This is a genomic window from Micromonospora sp. NPDC048839, assembly GCF_040649915.1.
Taxonomy (GTDB): Bacteria; Actinomycetota; Actinomycetes; order Mycobacteriales; family Micromonosporaceae; genus Micromonospora.
In genome coordinates this window covers 47,090-65,324 of the sequence record NZ_JBEZGL010000015.1, presented here as the reverse complement: position 1 = coordinate 65,324, position 18,235 = coordinate 47,090, and the positions used below count along the sequence as shown (strand labels likewise).

Annotated in this window: 19 protein-coding genes; 6 read left to right on the top strand and 13 right to left on the bottom strand. The window is 73.5% G+C overall.

What is annotated here, in order from left to right; translation table 11 throughout:
• Positions 1-99: 99 nt before the first annotated feature.
• Positions 100-576, top strand: coding sequence for a hypothetical protein (locus tag AB0C25_RS25470; protein WP_357376739.1), 477 nt, complete (start codon positions 100-102; stop codon positions 574-576).
• Between the two features lie 34 nt (positions 577-610).
• On the opposite strand, the gene AB0C25_RS25465 is transcribed toward AB0C25_RS25470, so the two are convergent.
• The 4 genes from AB0C25_RS25465 to AB0C25_RS25450 form a co-directional block, all read right to left on the bottom strand.
• Positions 611-1,396: an ABC transporter permease gene (locus AB0C25_RS25465; protein WP_357376738.1), complete on the bottom strand. Its 786-nt coding sequence runs from the start codon at positions 1,394-1,396 to the stop codon at positions 611-613.
• Between the two features lie 31 nt (positions 1,397-1,427).
• Positions 1,428-2,186, bottom strand: coding sequence for an ABC transporter permease (locus AB0C25_RS25460; protein WP_357376737.1), 759 nt, complete (start codon positions 2,184-2,186; stop codon positions 1,428-1,430).
• Between the two features lie 14 nt (positions 2,187-2,200).
• The gene (locus tag AB0C25_RS25455) at positions 2,201-3,142 is read right to left on the bottom strand and encodes an ABC transporter ATP-binding protein (RefSeq protein WP_357376841.1); all 942 of its coding nucleotides are present in this window, start codon (positions 3,140-3,142) and stop codon (positions 2,201-2,203) included.
• 90 nt (positions 3,143-3,232) lie between these two features.
• The gene (locus AB0C25_RS25450; RefSeq protein WP_357376736.1) at positions 3,233-4,264 is read right to left on the bottom strand and encodes a helix-turn-helix domain-containing protein; all 1,032 of its coding nucleotides are present in this window, start codon (positions 4,262-4,264) and stop codon (positions 3,233-3,235) included.
• A gap of 65 nt (positions 4,265-4,329) precedes the next feature.
• On the opposite strand from AB0C25_RS25450, the gene AB0C25_RS25445 reads away from it, so the two are divergent.
• Positions 4,330-4,905, top strand: a complete 576-nt coding sequence (locus tag AB0C25_RS25445; RefSeq protein WP_357376735.1) for a maleylpyruvate isomerase N-terminal domain-containing protein — start codon at positions 4,330-4,332, stop codon at positions 4,903-4,905.
• Between the two features lie 3 nt (positions 4,906-4,908).
• Here AB0C25_RS25445 and AB0C25_RS25440 read toward each other — a convergent pair whose 3' ends face one another.
• Both AB0C25_RS25440 and AB0C25_RS25435 read right to left on the bottom strand, forming a co-directional pair.
• Positions 4,909-5,451: a GNAT family N-acetyltransferase gene (locus AB0C25_RS25440; protein ID WP_357376734.1), complete on the bottom strand. Its 543-nt coding sequence runs from the start codon at positions 5,449-5,451 to the stop codon at positions 4,909-4,911.
• Positions 5,452-5,492: 41 nt separating this feature from the next.
• Positions 5,493-5,978 (bottom strand): DUF1992 domain-containing protein, encoded by a 486-nt coding sequence (locus AB0C25_RS25435; protein ID WP_357376733.1) that lies wholly within the window; start codon positions 5,976-5,978, stop codon positions 5,493-5,495.
• A gap of 224 nt (positions 5,979-6,202) precedes the next feature.
• On the opposite strand from AB0C25_RS25435, the gene AB0C25_RS25430 reads away from it, so the two are divergent.
• The gene (locus AB0C25_RS25430) at positions 6,203-6,853 is read left to right on the top strand and encodes a LysE family translocator (protein ID WP_357376732.1); all 651 of its coding nucleotides are present in this window, start codon (positions 6,203-6,205) and stop codon (positions 6,851-6,853) included.
• 60 nt (positions 6,854-6,913) lie between these two features.
• On the opposite strand, the gene AB0C25_RS25425 is transcribed toward AB0C25_RS25430, so the two are convergent.
• The 3 genes from AB0C25_RS25425 to AB0C25_RS25415 are packed head-to-tail and all read right to left on the bottom strand — an operon-like array spanning position 6,914 to position 9,788.
• Positions 6,914-7,747 (bottom strand): SDR family NAD(P)-dependent oxidoreductase, encoded by an 834-nt coding sequence (locus AB0C25_RS25425; protein ID WP_357376731.1) that lies wholly within the window; start codon positions 7,745-7,747, stop codon positions 6,914-6,916.
• The gene (locus AB0C25_RS25420) at positions 7,744-9,084 is read right to left on the bottom strand and encodes an NAD(P)-binding domain-containing protein (RefSeq protein ID WP_357376730.1); all 1,341 of its coding nucleotides are present in this window, start codon (positions 9,082-9,084) and stop codon (positions 7,744-7,746) included. The genes AB0C25_RS25425 and AB0C25_RS25420 overlap by 4 nt, the downstream gene beginning before the upstream one ends.
• 56 nt (positions 9,085-9,140) lie before the next feature.
• Entirely contained in the window at positions 9,141-9,788 is a 648-nt protein-coding gene (locus tag AB0C25_RS25415) for a TetR/AcrR family transcriptional regulator (RefSeq protein ID WP_357376729.1), read from the bottom strand.
• Between the two features lie 57 nt (positions 9,789-9,845).
• On the opposite strand from AB0C25_RS25415, the gene AB0C25_RS25410 reads away from it, so the two are divergent.
• The 3 genes from AB0C25_RS25410 (at position 9,846) to AB0C25_RS25400 (ending at position 13,036) form a co-directional block, all read left to right on the top strand.
• Positions 9,846-11,237 (top strand): MFS transporter, encoded by a 1,392-nt coding sequence (locus tag AB0C25_RS25410; RefSeq protein WP_357376728.1) that lies wholly within the window; start codon positions 9,846-9,848, stop codon positions 11,235-11,237.
• A 52-nt stretch (positions 11,238-11,289) separates the two neighbouring features.
• Positions 11,290-12,459 (top strand): hypothetical protein, encoded by a 1,170-nt coding sequence (locus AB0C25_RS25405; RefSeq protein ID WP_357376727.1) that lies wholly within the window; start codon positions 11,290-11,292, stop codon positions 12,457-12,459.
• Positions 12,460-12,694: 235 nt separating this feature from the next.
• Entirely contained in the window at positions 12,695-13,036 is a 342-nt protein-coding gene (locus AB0C25_RS25400; protein ID WP_030489777.1) for an RNA polymerase-binding protein RbpA, read from the top strand.
• Between the two features lie 68 nt (positions 13,037-13,104).
• Here AB0C25_RS25400 and AB0C25_RS25395 read toward each other — a convergent pair whose 3' ends face one another.
• From AB0C25_RS25395 to AB0C25_RS25380, 4 genes are all read right to left on the bottom strand, one after another.
• Positions 13,105-13,623, bottom strand: a complete 519-nt coding sequence (locus AB0C25_RS25395) for an FxsA family protein (RefSeq protein ID WP_357249499.1) — start codon at positions 13,621-13,623, stop codon at positions 13,105-13,107.
• Positions 13,624-13,740: 117 nt separating this feature from the next.
• Positions 13,741-14,550 (bottom strand): polyprenol monophosphomannose synthase, encoded by an 810-nt coding sequence (locus tag AB0C25_RS25390; protein WP_357376726.1) that lies wholly within the window; start codon positions 14,548-14,550, stop codon positions 13,741-13,743.
• A gap of 34 nt (positions 14,551-14,584) precedes the next feature.
• Entirely contained in the window at positions 14,585-16,183 is a 1,599-nt protein-coding gene (lnt, locus tag AB0C25_RS25385) for an apolipoprotein N-acyltransferase (protein WP_357376840.1), read from the bottom strand.
• A gap of 551 nt (positions 16,184-16,734) precedes the next feature.
• A complete protein-coding gene (locus tag AB0C25_RS25380; RefSeq protein ID WP_357376725.1) occupies positions 16,735-18,072 on the bottom strand; it encodes a glutamate mutase L in 1,338 nt (445 codons plus the stop codon).
• Positions 18,073-18,235: the final 163 nt, after the last annotated feature.

Here is an 18,235-nt window from a genome sequence, read left to right as displayed (position 1 = left end):
CGGCAAGCGTGCCCGGGTGCTGGCGCGGACCGCAACCGAGATCGACCAGGGCGCAGCTGATTTGACCCTCAACCGGGTCGAGGCCCGAGCATTGCCGGCATGGACGCCCACCCGACACCCGACCCGACAATGACCCGTATCGGCGAGGCGGTGCAGCTCGGCCGGTCAGGGCGGAAGGGTCCCGCCCGCGACGCTCTCACCGCGTTGTGGGACGAGATCGGCCCCACCGGCGACGCCTTCCACCGCTGCACCCTCGCCCACTACCTCGCCGATCTCCAGGACACCATCGAGGCGGAGCTGATCTGGGACGAGCGCGCCCTGGCCGCCGTGTCCGACCTGACCGACGAACGCGCCCAGCGCTACCTGTCCTCGCTCCAGGTCCAGGCGTTCCTGCCGTCGCTGTATCTCAACCTGGCCGACTGCCACCGGCGTCTGGGCAACCCCGCCCAGGCCCGGGAGCACCTGGCTCGGGCCGGCGAACACCTGGCGCACCTGTCCGACGACCCGTACGGCGAGGCGATCCGCGCCGCCGTCCGCGACTTCGCCGCAGACGACCCGACCGACGCTCGGCGCTGACTGTCGGCGAGGCCGACCCGACCCGGCCGCACCGTCAACGCAGCATCATCCGGGTCATACGGCGGGTCGCCACGGTCATCGCGATCGAGCCGAACGCGAGCAGGTAGACCACCGGGATCAGCAGGTCCCAACCGAGCCGACCCAATGCCGGTTCGCGGACCAGCTCGATGCTGTGGTAGAGCGGCAGCGCCTGGATCAGGGGTCGCACCGCCTCCGGATAGACCGACAGGGGGTAGAACGTCGTCGCGAACAGGTACATCGGCAGCATGAAGAGCTGGATGTACTGGAAGTCCGGGAAGTCGCGCAGGTACGTCGTGACGGCCAGCCCGCCCGCGGCGAACGCGTACGCGATCAGCAGCGACGCGGGTAGGGCCAGCAGCACCCAGGCCGAGGTGACCAGCCCACCGACCGCCATGAGGACGAGGAACCCGATCGACGTGAGCAACGCGTTGATCATCGCACTGGTGACCTCGCCGACGGCGATGTCGGTGACGGACAGCGGCGTCGGCAGGATCGCCTGGTAGGTCTTCTCGATCCTCATCCGGGCGAAGACACCGAAGCTGGTCTGGTTGAACGCGGTGTTCATCGCGGTCGTGGCCAGGATCGCCGGGGCCACGTAGACGGCGTACGGGACCTGCACCCCGGGTACGGCGCCGACGAGCATCCCGACGCCGACGCCGATCGACAGCAGGTACAGGATCGGTTCGACGAGTGCGTTGAGCAGCGGCGTGACCGACCGACGGTAGATCATGAAGTTGCGTTCGACGAGCGCGAACGCGCGACGTCTCGTCCAGGCCGGTACGACCACGACGGTGCTCATGCTGTCTCCACGGGGCTCGGGGGGTGGGCCGTCACGGGTGCAGCCGTCGCCGGTAGGTGACCCGAGCGACCAGGAAGCCGCCGACGGCCAGCGTCAGCAGGTAGGCGATGTGGACGGAACTGCCGGTGATCGTCGCGGTGCCGAGGCTGAGGGTGCGGCACAGCTCCACCCCGTGCCACAGCGGCAGCAGGTAGGACACCGGGCGGATCCACTCCGGCAGCTGCGAGATGGCGAAGAACGTGCCGGAGAACATGTAGAGCGGCATGATGACGAAGCGGAACACCGTGTCGATGTGGCGCAGCTTGCGTACCCCGACCGCCCACGCGGCGGCCGGCGCCGCGAACGCGACCCCGGTCAGTGTCGCGCCGAGCAGGGCGCCGAGCGCCCACCAGCCCCCGACCAACCCGAACGCGGCCATCACCACGATGAAGGCGCCGCTGGCGATGAGCACCCGGAAGGTGATGAAGAGCAGGTGCCCGGCGGCGAGTTGCTCCGGGCCCAGTGGCGTCGGGGTGGCGCTCCGGTACGCCCCGAAACCCGCGGCCCGGGCGACTCCGGCGGATCCTTCCAGGAACGCGTTCTGCATCGCCGCGGCGGCCAGCATGCCCGGGGCGAAGAACGCCGCGTAGGAGACGCCGGCGATCTGGGCCGGCGCGTTGTCGTCGACGAGGGCACCCAGGCCGGCGCCGATACCGATGAGGAACAGCAGCGGGTTCAGCACGTTGATCACGATCGAGCCACGCCAGGTGCGTCGGTAGCGGACCATCCAGTATCCGAATGCGTGCAGCACCGTGGTCTCCCCTGCTACTCGATGAGCGATCGGCCGGTGAGCGTGAGGAACACGTCCTCCAACGTCGCGCGACGAACCAGGGCGGTGAGTGGCGTGAGCGACATGGCGTGCACCGCGGCGAGGGCGGCCTCACCGTCGGCGGTGTAGACGAGCACCCGGTCGGGAAGCGACTCGACGCGGCCGTCGGTGTCGTTGCCGCCGGTGGCCAGGGCCGACGTCCGGAGCTTCTCCGTTGCGGTGTCCCGGTCGTCGAGGCGGAACCGCAGTTCGAGGACCTCTCGGGTGGCGTACCTGGTGATCAGGTCCCGGGGGGAGCCCTGCGCGACGATCCGGCCGTGGTCGACGACGATGAGCCGGTCGCAGAGCTGCTCGGCCTCGTCCATGTAGTGGGTGGTGAGGATGAGCGTGACGCCCTCCTGCTTGAGCTGGAAGAGCCGGTCCCACAGGATGTGCCGGGCCTGCGGGTCGAGGCCGGTGGTGGGCTCGTCGAGGAGCAGGATCTCGGGCTCGTTGATCAGGGAACGGGCGATGGTCAGCCGGCGGCGCATACCACCGGAGAGCGTCTCCACCTGGTCGCCGGCCTTCTCCTGAAGCTGGGCGAAGTCCAGCAGTCGGATCGCACGGTCCCGGATGACGGCCCGGGGCAGGCTGAAGTACCGCCCGTAGATGTGCAGGTTCTCCCGGACGGTCAGCTCGTTGTCCAGGTAGTCGTCCTGGGTGACGACGCCCAGCCGGGCGCGGATCTCCGGCCCCTGCCGCGCCGGGTCCAGGCCGAGCACCCGCAGGGTGCCGCCGCTGACCGGCGACGTCGCGGCGATCATCCGCATGGTGGTGGACTTGCCGGCGCCGTTGGGGCCGAGCAGCCCGAAGGACTCCCCCCGCTGGACCTCGAAGTCGATGCCGTCGACCGCGCGGAACTCCGCTGTGGACCCGCGCGGTGGATAGACCTTGGTCAACTGCCTCGCCTGAACCAGGGGCTGATCGATCACCAGGGCAGCCTACGAAAATCAACATCGACATGCAAGATTTTGGCAGGCAGCTGAAATTTACGAACGAGAGCGCTGGTGGGCGGCGGCGGCCCGGTATGCCTGCGGTGAACGTCCGAAGCGAGCACGGAACAGGCGGCTGAAGTGGGCCTTGTCCGCAAACCCCCACCGAGCGGCTATGGCATGAACCGGTTGCCGTAGGTGCAGCGGATTCCCGAGATCACGCCGGCACTGTTCCAGACGCTTGGCGCGGATCAGTTCGGCCGCCGTCGTCGTCTCCCCCTCGAACAGACGGTGCAGCGACCGCAGCGAGATGTGGTGGGCGGCGGCGACGCTACGAGGGCTGAGCTCAGCACTGCCGAGATGGCGATCGATGAAATCGACGACGCGGGCGCGCAGTGCGGTGCGCCGGGCCTCCGGTGACAGGGTGCCCTCGACGTCGAGGTGCTGAGCGAGCATGGCGGTGAGCAGGTCGAGTGCCACACGGCCCAGGACCTCGGCGTCAGCCTGCCCATACTGCTCCGGGTGCGCCGCGACGCTCCGGAGGTGGTTGGCCAACAACCCGCCGACGCCGAGGTGCGACGGCATCGTCATGGCCAGCAGACGGCGCAGCAGGTCCGGCGTGAAAGGTAGCGCCGCGTGGGGTATCTGCACAGTGATCGTGGCGGCGAGACCGGAGCCGTCAGCGCTGTGCCGGGCCACGTGCGGCCGCGCGGCGTCCAGCAGCGTGAAGTGATTCCCGGCTTCGAACGCGGACTCGTTGCGGTCCTGAGTCAACACGCTGCGGCCCGCCAGAGGTAGGGCGAGCTGATACACGTCCGCCTCGGCTCTGCGGACCAGTTGGGCGGGCCGGGTCGAGTCCAGCGACGGGTACCGCAGCGAGGTCAGCCGGATGGGACCGAGATCGATCGCCTGGGCGTACGCGACGAAGTTGTCCAACTGGGCACTGCTGATGTGCGCCGGCGCTGTCTCCTGGGCGACCAGGGCACGCCAGAATTCGAACCTGTCCGCCGGTGCCAACACCGTCGTGTCCACCAGCAGGTTGGGCAACACTCCGCTCGCCTCCCCGCGTGCAAGAATGGATTCTTGCATGCGACGAATCTCCTTGCTCACGACGAAATTCCCACGCCTTCCGATGCGGTCCGGCAGGTCGACGAATGTCAGCGGTGACCGGCGTCGAGCTGCTCGAAGCGGCCGACGAGATGACCCGGGTGTTGCACCCGCACCGCGAGCGCGACTGGTCGGTGCCGGCCGGCCCGCTGACCTGGAGCTGCTGGACCACCGCCGCGCACGTCGCGCACGACCTGCTCGGGTACGCCGGCCAGGTCACCGGCCGCCCGGAGGACGGCTACCTGCCGTACGACCTGCGGGTCTCCCCCGACGCGAGCCCGGCGCAGACCCTCACCGTGGCCCGGGCGTGCGCCGGGCTGCTCGCCGCCGCCGTCGACGCCGCCGCGCCGGACGCGCGGGCCTGGCACTACGGTCCCTGTGACCCGGCCGGCTTCGCCGCGATGGGCGTGGCCGAGACGCTGCTGCACACCCACGACATCACCGTCGGTCTCGGTGTGCCCTGGCAGCCGCCGCAGCGGTTGAGCGCGGCAGTGCTGCGGCGACTCTTCCCGGACGCCCCGGACGGGGTCGCGCCCCAGGTCCTGCTGTGGATGACCGGCCGCGGTGACCTGCCCGGCCGGGCACGACGCACCTCGTGGACGTGGCAAGCGGCGGTCAGCTGACCGCTAGCCGACGCTCAGCGAGTGCCGGTGACCGTCCAGCGGAAACGGCGGCCGGGCCGGCAGCACCTCCTGGAACACATAGCCGCTCTTCTGCGCCACCCGGCAGGACGCCACGTTGTCCACCTGGTGCAGCAGGTCGAGGCGCTCCAGCGCGGGGAACTGGTCGAACGCCCACCTGCTGAGCGCGGTGACCGCCCGCGGAGCGACGCCGCGCCCGCGCGCCCACGCCGCCGTCCAGTAACCCACCTCGGGCGCGGGCCAATCCGCGCTGACCCTCTTGAGCACCACGTTCGCCACCAGTCGCGGACCGTCCACGTCGTCCTCGACGACCGCGAAGCTGTACCGCCGACCGGCGTCCCAATCCTCTCGCACCCGCTCCAGCCACTGCCGGCCCTCGGCCGGGTTGGTCACCGGCAGCCGGGTCCACCGACGCAGCACCGGGTCCCGGTACGCGTCCAGCAGGGCGTCCAGATCGTCGTCCGCCCAGGGGCGCAGCGCCAGGCCCGGCTCCGAGGAGATGACGGACGTCCGTGGATCGATCACCATCCGCACAGTCTGCCGGTGTCGGTCACGGCCGAGCAGACGGGTCAGCGTGACCGGTGGCGCCACGGCAACCACCAGGCGCGACGCGGCCGGCGTGGCGCGACGACGGTCACCGGGTCGGTCGTCGGCGCCGGGAGGCTGGGCGGTGCGTGCTCGGCGCGCCAGCGGCGTACCACCTCGTCGGCGTTCACCGGACGTACCGCCACGCGGGGGCCGTCGGGGTTGCGCAGCCACGCCACGATCTGCGTGTTCAACTGACCCACGAAGTCACGTACGGCCTGTTCGGTGGGCAGGTCGCGGACCTCGTCGGGGACCTGCTCGACACGTCGGCGCAGTTGCAGCGGGGTGGGCAGGAGCAGGTCGCTGGGCAGTGCCTCCCGTTCCAGGAAGCTCTTGATCCACCACGACTCGTCGTACGGTGCTCCCCGGCCGGGAATCGGCTTGCCCATGCCGGGCAGGCCGTCGAACTCGCCGCGTTGCACGGCTCCCCGGATCTGCGCCTCCACGGCCGCTTCCCACGCATCGGTCACTCTGCGGCACCTCCCCCGGCCACCGTAACGCGCCGCCTCCGCCCGGCGACGCGCGCTCGTAGGGGGTCAGCGCGCCCGCCACGGTGACCATTCCCGCCGGCGTCGGGCCGAGGTGGTTTCGGCCCAGGTGTCCGAATCGAGGGCCACGACCTGCCAGGTGGCCCTCGGTCGACACGGTCGCCCCCGCCTACGGTCGGTGCGGGCTGACGAACGGGGGAATCATCGTGGTGAGCACGGGGGCACTGCTGGGCATCGCGCTTGTGGCGTTGGGGCTGGTCCTCACGCCCGGTCCGAACATGGTCTACCTGGTGTCCCGCTCGGTGGCCCAGGGCCGCCGGGCTGGCCTGGTCTCACTGCTCGGGGTGGCCGCCGGCTTCGGGGTGTACCTGGCGGCGGCGGTCGCCGGTCTGGCCACCGTCTTCGTGCTGGTGCCGACCCTGTACGCGGTGGTGAAGTTGGCCGGGGCCGGTTACCTGCTCTGGCTGGCCTGGCAGACGCTGCGCCCGGGTGGGCACTCACCGTTCACGCCGACGCCGCTGCCGCCGGACCCGCCCCGGCGGCTGTTCACCATGGGTCTGATCACCAACCTGCTGAACCCGAAGATCGCGATCCTCTACGTGTCGGTGCTGCCCCAGTTCATCGACCCGGCGCGCGGGCAGGTGGCGATGCAGAGTCTGCTGCTGGGCCTGACCCAGATCACCGTCGCGCTGATCGTGAACACGCTGATCGTGCTCAGCGCCGGCTCGTTGGCCGGGTTCTTCGCCCGCCGACCGGGGTGGCTGCGGGTGCAGCGGTGGGTGACCGGGACGGCCCTGGCCGCGCTTGCCGTCCGGATCGCCGCCGACCGCTCCCGCGCGGCGGTCGCCACGCCCTGACCGGACGGTCGCTGCCCACTTCCGCGACGGACACCGAGGGCCACGCCCGGACCGAGACGGTCACCGCCCGTGGTGGCGGCGGACCATCCCGGCGGCCAGCGGCGCGGCGTCCAGGTCACCGGCGGCGAGCCGGGCGGCGAGGGTACGACGGACCAGCCGATCGGCGAGCGCGGGCGCGTGCCGGCCGACGGCCAACTCCAGCCGACCGCGCGTCGTGGTCGCCACGTCGCGGGGTGCCCGCCGGGCCGTGGCGGTACGCAGGATCGCCGCGACCACCCCCTCGACGGGCTCGGGGCGGGACACCCCCCGCAGGGACAGGCCGGCCTCGGCGGTGCTGTGGTGGATGGGTGAGACGACCATGCTCGGGTAGACCACGCTCACCCCGACGTGTGTGCCCACCTCGTGGCGCAGCGCGTCGGCGTACGCGACCAGAGCCCGTTTGCTGACACCGTAGGCGGCGGCGAGCGGCAGGGGCAGCACCGCCATCCGACTGGCCACGAAGATGACACGCCCGCGAGCGGCGAGCAGCGGTGGCAGCGCCGCGGCGGTGGTCCGCCAGGCGGCGAGCAGGTTGACCTCCAGTTGTCGGCGGACCACCTCGTCGGGCGGCAACTCGGCGGGGGCGGGACCACCGACACCGGCGTTGTTGATCAGCAGGTCCAGCCCGCCGAGCCGGTCGACAGCGGCTCGTACCGCCGGTGCCACGGCGTCCGGGTCGGTCAGGTCGCAGCCGAGCACCGGCAGGTCGCCGTCGGGGCGCGCGTGCAGGTCGAGACCCACCACGTGAGCGCCAGCGGCGGTGAACGCCGCGCCGAGATGCCGGCCGAAGGTTCCGCTCGCGCCGGTCAGCAGCACCCGACGGCCCGTCAGCGCGCTGACCCGCCGATCCCTCACTGTTGCACCCCGACCGAGGACGCCGCGCCGGATCGGGCGCGGCGGGTGCCGGCGGTCAACTCGCGGGCCAGGTCGGCCAGGTAGGCGTCGAAGTCCACGCGCATCGCCGGGCGGCGCTGGCCCCACCGGGCGGTCGCGGCCCGCAACTCGGCCCGGCACGTGGCCCGCTGCCGGTCCGGGTCCGGCAGCGCGTACCGGCCGGCGAGCTGCGCGGCGATCAGCTTGGCCTGCGCCTCCACCAGGGGGAACGCGGACCCGGTGGACTGCATCAGGCCGACGAAGGTCAGGCCGGGGGCGTCGGTGTGGAACACGTGCCGGTACAGCGGCAGGGTGTCGGCGCCACCGCCGAGCAGCGCCGGGTCGAGAAACGGGATCTCCACCCGGTAGCCGGTGCACCAGACGATCAGGTCGACACTGTCGCTGCGGCCGTCGGTGAACTCGACCCGGTCGCCGTCGAGGGCGGCGACGCCGGGTCGGGCCTCGACGTCGCCGTGGGTCAGCCGCGACAGCAGCCCGTCGGAGAGCGTCGGGTGGTCCTGCAGGAAACCGTGCGTCGGCGCGGGCAGCCCGTAGCGGGCCGGGCTGCCGACGGTGGCGCTGAGCATCGTCTGGCTGATGCGTTGGCGCAGCCGCCACGGCAGTCGGCGGGCCAGCGCGCCGTTGAGGGTGTCCGAGGGGCGGCCCAGCAGGTACTTCGGCACCACCCAGACACCCCGGCGCAACGACAGCAGGGTGCGGGTGGCGGCGTACGAGGCGTCCACGGCGATGTCCATCGCGGAGTTGCCGCCGCCGACGACGAGGACCCGCCTGCCGGCCAACTGCTCCGGGCCCCGGTAGTCGTGGCTGTGGATCTGCTCGGCCGTGCAGGTGCCGGGGTACGCGGGGGCGGGCAGCCGGGGCACCCGGTTGTGCCCGTTGGCGACGACCACGGCGTCGACGGTGACCTCGACCGGCCCGTCCGGCCCGCGAGCGGTCACCGTCCAGGTGCCGGCGGAGTCCCGGGTGACCTGCTCGACGGTGTGGCGCAGCCGGACGTCCTCGCCCAGCCCGAAACGGTCGGCGTAGTCGGTCAGGTAACCGGCGACCCGGCGGTGGTCGGGGTAGTCGGGCCAGTCGCCGGGCATCGGGTGGTCGGCGAACTGGGTGCGCCCCCGGCTGGTGTTCAGGTGCAGCGTGCGGTACGCGGGCGAGTCTGGCGCCCCGTACACCCAGAGGCCACCGACCTGGTCGGCGGCCTCGAAGCCGATCACCGGCACCGCGGCGTCGCGCAGTGCCTTGACGGCGGCGAGCCCGGCCGCGCCAGCGCCGATCACCGCCACCCTCGGTGGTACACCCATCGCCGCCCCCATTTAATCCAACGTCTGCTGGATAATCGTCGCGCGGCGGCGACGCGTCAAGGGGTCGACGATCCGTACAGTCCGTCGAGCAGGCGATGCACGAACGCGCGGAACTCGCGCCGCTCCCGAGCGCCCGGCGCACCCGCGGCCAGCGCCACCACGTGTCCGTGGGTCGCCCACACCAGGCTGCGGACGGTGATGTGCGGGGTCGGCTCGGCCAGCGTCCCGGCCGCCGCGGCGGCGGTGAGCAGCTCCGCGATCAGCCGGTACAACGGCTCAGCGTACCGCTTGTCGAGCTCGGCGTGCCGCTGCGGTTCCAGCCAGCGGCGCAGCCACAGCGCGGTGGTCTCCGGGCGGTCCTCCAGGAAGTCGACGAAGACGTCGACCAGGTCGTGCAGCGCACGTCGGGAGGCGTCCGGACCCGCGCCGAGGGCCGCGCGGGTCTGCTCGGCGGCGCGGGTGAGCACCTCCTGCTCGGCGGCGAAGACCCGGGCGAAGCAGGCGTCGTAGAGCGCCGCCTTCGTACCCGTGTGGTGCGCGACCGTGGCGACGTCGACCCCGGCGGCGGCGGCGACCTCCCGCAGCCCGACGGCGTCGAAGCCACGCTCGGCGAACAGCGCGGTCGCCGCGGTGAGGACCACCTCGCGGGTCGGCCGGGTCTCGTCGCGGCGGGGCCGACCGGGACGGCGGCGGGGCATGGTCATGGCCGCCATTCTGCCCCTAGAATCCAGCAACCGTTGGATTACCGAGGGGATGCGGCGATGACCGGGCTCGACCGGCGGCCCGTGGCCGCCACCGACGCGACGCTTGCCCGTGGCCCCCTGGCGGCCTTCGCGGCCGGCTCGCTCGGCATGGGTGTCTGGGTGACAGTTCCCGGCCTGCTGCTGCTGTACTTCCTCACCGACGTGCTGGCGGTCGGGCCGTGGCTGGCCGGCCTCGCGCTGCTGCTGCCGAAGATCGCCGACGTACTGCTGCACCCCTGGGTGGGGCACCGCGCCGACGTCGAGCAGACCCGCCGGGGCGACAGGCGTCGCCTGCTGCTGCTCGGCTGTGCCCTGCCGGTCGCGTTCGCCGCGCTCTTCGCGGTGCCCGGCGGGCTGACCGGCGTGCCGGCGGCCGCGTGGGTGGCGGTGTTCTTCGTCGCCGGCAACCTGCTCTTCGCCGCCTACCAGGTCCCCTACCTGGCCACCCCGGCCGACCTGCGGATCGGCTACCACGAACGCACCCGGCTGATGGCGTTCCGGATGGTCGTGCTGACCCTGGGGATCCTGCTCTCCGGACTGCTGGCCCCGCTGCTCACCGGCGGCGACGCCGCGACCCGGGGCGGCTACCAGCGGATGGGATTGGTCCTCGCCGTCGGCATGCTGGCCGCCATGCTCGTCGGTGTCGCCGGCATCGCCCGGCTGCGCGGCGGCGCGGCGGACCCCACGCGAGCGGGGCACGGCGGGTGGCGGGCGCTGCGCACCGCGCTGCGCGACCGACAGTTCCGCTGGTTGGTGACCGCGTACCTGGCCATGTCCACCGCCACCCACCTGGTGCTCGCCGGGGTGCCCTACTACGCCGAGTACGAGTTGCGCGCGCCCGGTCTGACCACGGTGCTGGTGGCCGCGTTCGTGGCGCCGGCGCTGCTGGTGACCCCGATCTGGCTGGTGGTGGCCCGCCGGGTCGGCAAGCAGCGGGCGTTGCTCGGCGCGCAGGGGGCGTTCGCCCTCGGGTCGCTGGTGCTCGCGGTGGGTCGCCCGGCCGGGCTGCCGGCGCTGATCGGCGCGGTGGCGGTGCTCGGGGTGGCGTTCGCCGGCATGCAACTGCTGCCCTTCTCGATGCTGCCCGACGTGATCCGCGCCGCCGCGAGCGACCGCGCAGCGGCCGCCGACAGCACCGGTACCGCCGCGACGACAGGTGCCGGCACCTACACCGGGGTGTGGACGGCCACCGAGGCCACCGGCGCGGCCCTGGGTCCGTACGCGTACGCGCTGTGCCTGGCCGTCGGCGGTTTCGTGGCCTCGACGGCCGGTGAGTCGCCGACGCAGCCGGACGCGGCGCTGGCGGCGGTCCGCTACGGCTTCGGGGTGCTGCCGGCGGTGGCGATGCTCGCGGCGCTGCTGCTGCAACGCCGCTACACCCTGGACGCGAGCGCCCGCGCCGCGAGCTGACCCCCGGCGCGGTGCGCCGGGCGCCGCCGCCCGGCACTAGACTGCCACCTCGATGGACGCCCAGCCCACCACCACCGAGACCCGTCCGTGTGCCCACTGTGGACTGCCGGTGCCGCAGCGCGTCGGCGCGGGCCGACCGTTTCGGTACTGCCGGGACAACGACGGCGCCTGCCAGCGCGCCTCCCGCAACAGCCGGATGCGCCACCGCAACGCCCCCGGCCTGCCGGGGCAGGTGGCCCGCACCTGGGAGGCGGTGGACCGCCTCGACCAGATCGTCGAGACGTTGACCGAGTCCCTGCACGCCGAGTTGTCCCCGGTGGGTGTGCAGCGCCAGATCGCCCAGGCTCGCGCGGAGGCCGCCACCGAGGTCGCGGCGGCGCAGACCGAACGTGACGAGGCCCGCGACGACGCCGAGACCGCCGCCGCCGACGCGGCGCGGGCCCGGGAGCAGGCCCGCACGGCTCTCGCCGACGCCGACGAGGCCCGGCGACGCGCCGAGCAGGCCACCGAGGCCACCGAGCGGGCGCACCAGCAGGCCACCGCTGCCGACGAGCGGGCGCGGCACGCCGAGGCGGCCCGCGACCAGGCCCGCCACGACGTCAGCGCCGCCGAGGCGTTGCGCGCCCAGGCCGAACACGACCGGGACCAGGCCCGCGCCGAGGTGCGGGACCTGCGCACGCACCGCGACGCCGAGCGGCAGCGGGTGGCCGACCTGACCGCTGAACGCGACGCGGTCCGCGCCGACGCCGAACGGGCCATCCGGGTCGCCGCCGACGCGACCGAACGGGCCGGCCGGTGGCAGGCCGAGGTACAGGACGTGCGCCGCCAGATCGAGCAGGCCCGCGCCGACGCCGCGCGCGCCCGCGCCGAGGCCGCCGACGCGACGCGGGCGCGGGAGCAGGCCGACCGGGCCCGCGAGCGCGCCCAGGTCACCGCCCGCCAGGTCGACGACGCCCGGCAGGAGGTCGCGCAGGTGGCGGCACGGCTGCGCGCGGAACTGGCGGCCACCGAAGCCCAGCGCGACACGCTCACCGCCGAGCTGACCGCGGCCCGGCAGGCGGCGGTCACCGCCGAGAGCCAGGTCACCGCCCTGACGGTACGACTCGACGCGGCCGTTGGTGGCCGGGACCTGGCTCAGCAGCGGGTGGCGCAGCTCGGTGACCAGGTCAGCGACCTGGCGGCGGCGCTGGCCCGACTCGGCTCGGTGCCGACGACCGGTTGAGCCGCCCGGGGGCGCAACTTCCGCCGCCCCCGGGCGGTTAACCTCCCCGGTGGCAGCGGATCCACACCCCCGTTGCGACAGGCCTGGGGATCACCCGGCCGGGTGCGCGTCCCGGCCGGCTACCCTTGGTCGCGGCCCCACCCGTGGACGCCTCACGCCCTCGGGCGGGAATGGCTCGACGGGAACGCGCCGTTACACCCAGAAGACCAGCACCACGAACGAGGGGAAGTCGATCATGGGCGAGCGTATGCTGCGCGGAAGCCGCCTTGGCGCGGTGAGCTACGAATCCGACCGCAACACGGAGCTCGCGCCGCGTCAGACCCGCGAGTACCTCTGCGCCAAGGGCCATCAGTTCGAGGTGCCGTTCGCCGTCGACGCCGAGGTCCCGATGACCTGGGAATGCAAGTTCGACGGCAGCGTCGCCCGACTCGTCGACGGCAACGAGCCGGAGCAGAAGAAGGCCAAGCCGCCGCGTACCCACTGGGACATGCTGCTGGAGCGGCGTTCGATCGCCGAGCTCGAGGACATCCTCGAGGAGCGTCTGCAGGAGGTTCGGACCCGCCGCGGCCGCGCCTGATCCGCACGACACACGGCGCCCCCGGGATCATCCCGGGGGCGCCGTCGTGTCCGCGTGCGGTCCTCGGCCTACTGGCGACCGGGCTCGATGATCTCGCCCTCGATGGCCCGACCGCCGTCGACGACCACCGGCTGCTGCGGCTGCGGGGCCGGTTGCGGCGCACCCTGGCGCACCCGGACCGTGCGGGGGCCGAACAGGTCACCGGCGACCATCGACGACACCCGCCGCTCGGTGGCGCGTCGCACCCCGGCGCGGGCCAGTCGACGCACCGGAGGCACCAGCAGCAGCAACCCGATCAGCCCGCTGACCAGCCCCGGCGCCGCCAGCAACAGGGCGCCGCCCAAACCGACGAGCCCGTCGGTCACCTGCCCACCCGGTGGTTGCCCGGCCGCCGCGGCGGAGCGGAAACCACGCCAGGCGCGCATCCCCTCCCGGCGCAGCAGCACCAGGCCCAGCAGGGACGCGGCGAACACCAGCAGCACCGCCGCCCCGAACCCCAGCGCCCGCCCGACTCCGACGAACACCGCCAACTCCAGCACCACCGCCAGCAACAGGGCCAACGGCACGAACCTCAGTCCTCGGCGCATCTCACCTCATCGCCATTCCCGCGACACCATGGACGTGTCCCGCTCATCCAGCATGACACGGCCGCGCTCACGGCCACCGCGCCTGCGGCGCCTCACGGCCACCGCGCCTGCGGCGCCTCACGGCCACCGCGCCTGACCGGTGGAGGTGCCGTGCAGGCCACGGCGTACCGCCTGCCGCCGGTCCTGCACACCCCAGGCGGTGATCCGCCACAGCGCCTCGGCCACGATCCGGGGGCTCATCTTGCTGTCCCCGTGTTCCCGTTCGGCGAAGGTGATCGGCACCTCCACGATCCGCACCCCGGCCCGGTGCGCCAGCCGGGACAGCTCCACCTGGAACGAGTACCCCTGCGACGTCACCGACCCCAGGTCGATGGCGTCCAACGCGCTGATCCGGTACACCCGGTAACCGCCGGTGGCGTCCGACACGGGCATGCCCAGGGCGAGGCGCGCGTACAGGTTGCCGCCGCGCGACAGCAGCAGCCGCCGCAGCGGCCAGTTGAGCACCCGCGCGCCGCTGGTCCAGCGTGATCCGATCACCACGTCGGCGTCGCGGGCGGCGTCGAGCAGCGCCGGCAGGTCCTCCGGCGCGTGCGAGCCGTCGGCGTCCATCTCCACGACCGCCTGGTAGTCGCGCTCACGCGCCCACCCGAACCCCGCCAGGTACGCCGCGCCGAGGCCCTGCTTGCCCTGGCGGTGCAACACCTGCACGTGCGCGTCGCCGTCGGCCAGGTCGTCGGCGATCGCGCCGGTGCCGTCGGGGCTGTTGTCGTCGGCGATGAGGATCCGCACCGCCGGGACGGCACGTCGGACCCGCCCGACGATCGACGCGATGTTGGCGGCCTCGTTGTAGGTGGGGATCACCACCAGCACCCGGCCCACGCCCGGCACCTCGTCCGGGCGTCGGATCGTATCGGTCGCCTGGATCATGGTTCCTCCGCTCCCGCCGGCGTACCGGCTGTTGCTACCCGGGCATGACCCGCTGCCGCCGGCGCAGCACCGCCGCGCCGACCAGGGCCGCCACGGCCAGCGCGGCGAGCGTCACCTCCGGCCACCAGCCGAGGCGGGTGGCGAGGGTACGTCCGTCGTCGAGCCGCAACTGCCGCACCACGACCTCCCGGGTGTTGAACCCGGTGGCATCGCTTACCCGCCCGTCGGGTGCGACGAACCCGGACACGCCGACCGTGGACGCCATCAACGCCGGTCGGCCGTGCTCCACCGCCCGCAGCCGCACCATGGCCATCTGCTGGCGGGCCTCCGCCACGTCGAAGGTGGCGTTGTTGGTCTGCACGACCAGCAGCTGCGCGCCGCCGTCGACGGTGTCGCGGACCACGTGGTCGTAGGCGACCTCGAAGCAGATGACGTCACCGAGCACGGCCGGGCCGGCGCGTACCACGCCCGGGGTGCTTCCGGGCACGAAGTCGCTGCGGATCAGGTCGACCTGCTTGCTGACCATCCGGGCGATGTCGCGCAGCGGCACGTACTCGGCGAACGGCACGGGGTGGCGCTTGGTGTACAGCTGGTCCAGGTCGGCGCCGGAGCCGGGACGCCACAGGATGCCCGCGTTGCGGACCTGCCCGGGGCCGGGGCCCAGCAGCACCGCCCCGACGAGGATCGGCGCGCCGATGGTGTCGGCGGCCTGGGAGATCCGCGCGCCGGCCGTGGGGTTGCGCAGCGGGTCGATGTCGCTGGAGTTCTCCGGCCACACCACCAGGTCGGGGTGACGTTCCTGACCGGCGGCGACCCGCCCGGCCAGCTCGATGGTGGCGTCGACGTGGTTGTTGAGCACCGCCTGCCGTTGGGCGTTGAAGTCCAGACCCAGGCGCGGCACGTTGCCCTGCACGATCGCCACGGTGACCGTGGCGCCCGACCCGGCGGTGGCGACCGGCACGAGCAGGCCCCCAGCGGTCAGCGCGAGGGCCACAACGGCCGGTACGGCCACCGGCGCCCACCGGCGAGCCGACGTCACCCCCTGCGCGCCGTCGGCGTCCGGGGAGCCCTCAGCGGGCGAGGTGGGGGTACGGGCGGCAGCCCAGCCCCGCCACACGGCGGTGACCAGCAACCCGCCGACGAGCGCCGTCGTGAAGGTCACCAGCGGCGCGCCGCCCAGCGCGGCCAGGCGCAGCAGCGGGGAGGTGTCCTGACTGAACGCCAACCGCCCCCACGGGAACCCACCGAACGGGGTGCGGTCGCGCAGCGCCTCCTGCCCCACCCACAGCAGCCCGGTCAGCACCGGCCACGCCCAGCGGACCCGGTCGGCCAGCGGCGACACCCAGGCGGTGGCCACGCCCAGCAGCGCCAGGTAACCGGCCTGCAGCAACGACAGCAGCACCCACGGCAGGTAACCGGTGTGCAGGTTCGTCCAGGCCAACAACGGGCCGAACAACGCCACCCCGGTCAGGAAGCCCAGGCCGGCGCCGGCGCGCAACCGCCGCCGGTGCGCGGCGGCGGCCAGCAACGCCACCCCGACCGGCGCGAGCGGCCACACCCCGTACGGGGGGAACGCCACCAGCAGGGCCAGCCCGGCGGCCACGGCCAGGGGCACGGCCACCCGCAGCGGCAGCGGCCGGCCGGTCCCGACCGGCCGACTCGGCGCGGCCGGGCTGTGGGTGTCGTCCCGGTCCAGAATCGTCACCGCTTCACCTCGATCACGGGGCGAAGGCTACCTGGCTGGCCTGCGAACCGACCGCATCGGGCCGGCGGGCACACACCGCCCAGCGGACATGAAATCGGGGCGCGGCTCACGCCGCGCCCCGATGCTCCCAGGCCCTTCCCGGCCGGTGTGGCGAGGATGGGGTACGACGACCTTCGGACCGACCGGACGTGGACTGGCTGCCCCCGCCGGGCCGTTGTCTACTGGCCGTGCACCTCACCCTGCCCGTACACCGGTAACCGCGGCCGGTTCGCGCCGCCCCGCCGACCCCCGCCCGCTGGACCTGGCCGCCGCGACGATGACGCTCAAAAATGTCGCTCGGCCAGCGGACGAGAGGACGAAGCGAACAACAGCCGCTTCCCGTGGTAGGACTCAAAGACGGTACGTGCCGACCCCCGTCGGTTGTCAACCCACCCCCGGCCTGTCGTGTGTTGCGACACGGCGTGTCGGGTCGGCGAGTCTCAATGCGTGCGCAGATGGTGGCGTAACAGCGCCCCCGCCGCCGCCCGGTGCTCCTCGGCGAGCAACCCCCCGGCGGCCAGCACGTACTCGGTGTCGACGACCGCGGCGGCGGCCCGCGGCAACGCCCACCCGCCGCCGTGGTCGGCCAGCACCGCCGCCAACACCTGGGCAGACGTGTCCGCCGAGGCGTGCCGCAACACCCCACCCGAACCCACCAGCAACCGCACGTCGCGCAGGTCCCGGCCGGCCCGTTCACCGGTGGCGGCCCCACGGGCGTGCCGGCGCAACGCCACCGTCGCCGCGAGGGTGGCGATCCGCCGGTCCACGGCCCGCTCGACGTCGTCGACGGCCAGAAACGCCGGGTCGGCGGCCCGACCCGCCGCGGCGGCACCCAGGTCGTCGGCCTCGTCCGGGGTGAGCAGCCGCTCCTCGACGGCGGCCCGCACCACCCCGGGCGCACTCCACCGCATGCCCAGGTCACCCTCCACGGTGCGGGCCCGCCACAGGTTCCCGGCGACCTGCCGCGCCGGCCCGCTGGCCCGCTCGTCGGGGGTGAGCACCGAGTACACGTCGGTGGTGGCCCCACCCACGTCGACCACGGCGAGGTCACCGCCGAGGGTGTCGGCGAGCACCTCCACACCCGTGAGCACCGCGTCCGGGGTGGCCGCGCGGACCAGCCGCGCGAACCGGGTGCCCCTCGACAGTCGTTTACCCCCGATGACGTGGCGCAGGAACACCGCGCGGATCGCCGCCCGCGCCGACCCCGGGGCGAGCACCCCGATGCGGGGCAGGACGTTCTCCGCGCCGGTCACCGGCACCCCGGCGGCCTCCAGCAACCCGGTCAGCTCGGCGCGCACGTCGGCGTTGCCCGCGTACACCACCGGGACCCGCCAGCGGGCGCGGGCCAGCCGGGTCGCGTTGTGGGTGACCGTCTCGGCGTCACCGCCGTCGGTGCCACCGACGAGCAGCACCACGTCCGGTCGGGCCGCCCGCATCGCCGCCAGGTCCGCCGCGCCGAGCCGACCGGCCGCCACGTGCACCACGTGCGCGCCGGCGGACAACCCGACCCGCCGGCCCGCCTGCGCGGTGACCAGCGGCTCGTAGCCGACCACGGCCAGCCGCAGCCCACCACCGGCCGACGAGCACACGTACCACGGCACGTCGCGCACCCCCAGCCCGGCGGTGGCCGCCGCGACCGCGGCGTCCAAGCCGTGCAGCACGTCGGTGCCCACCGTGGTCGGCGCCGCCGCCGCGCCGACCAGCACACCGGCGGCCAGGTCCACCACCGCCACCTTCGTGTACGTGGAACCGACGTCCGCGCAGACCGCCAGGGTCACGCGTTTGCCTGTTCGCGACTGCGGGGCTCGCAACCCCGGCTCACTCCTCGCGACTCACGGTGAGCCTCCTGTTCGCGACTGCGGGGCTCGCAACCCCGGCTCACTCCTCGCGACTCACGGTGAGCCTCCTGTTCGCGACTGCGGGGCTCGCAACCCCGGCTCA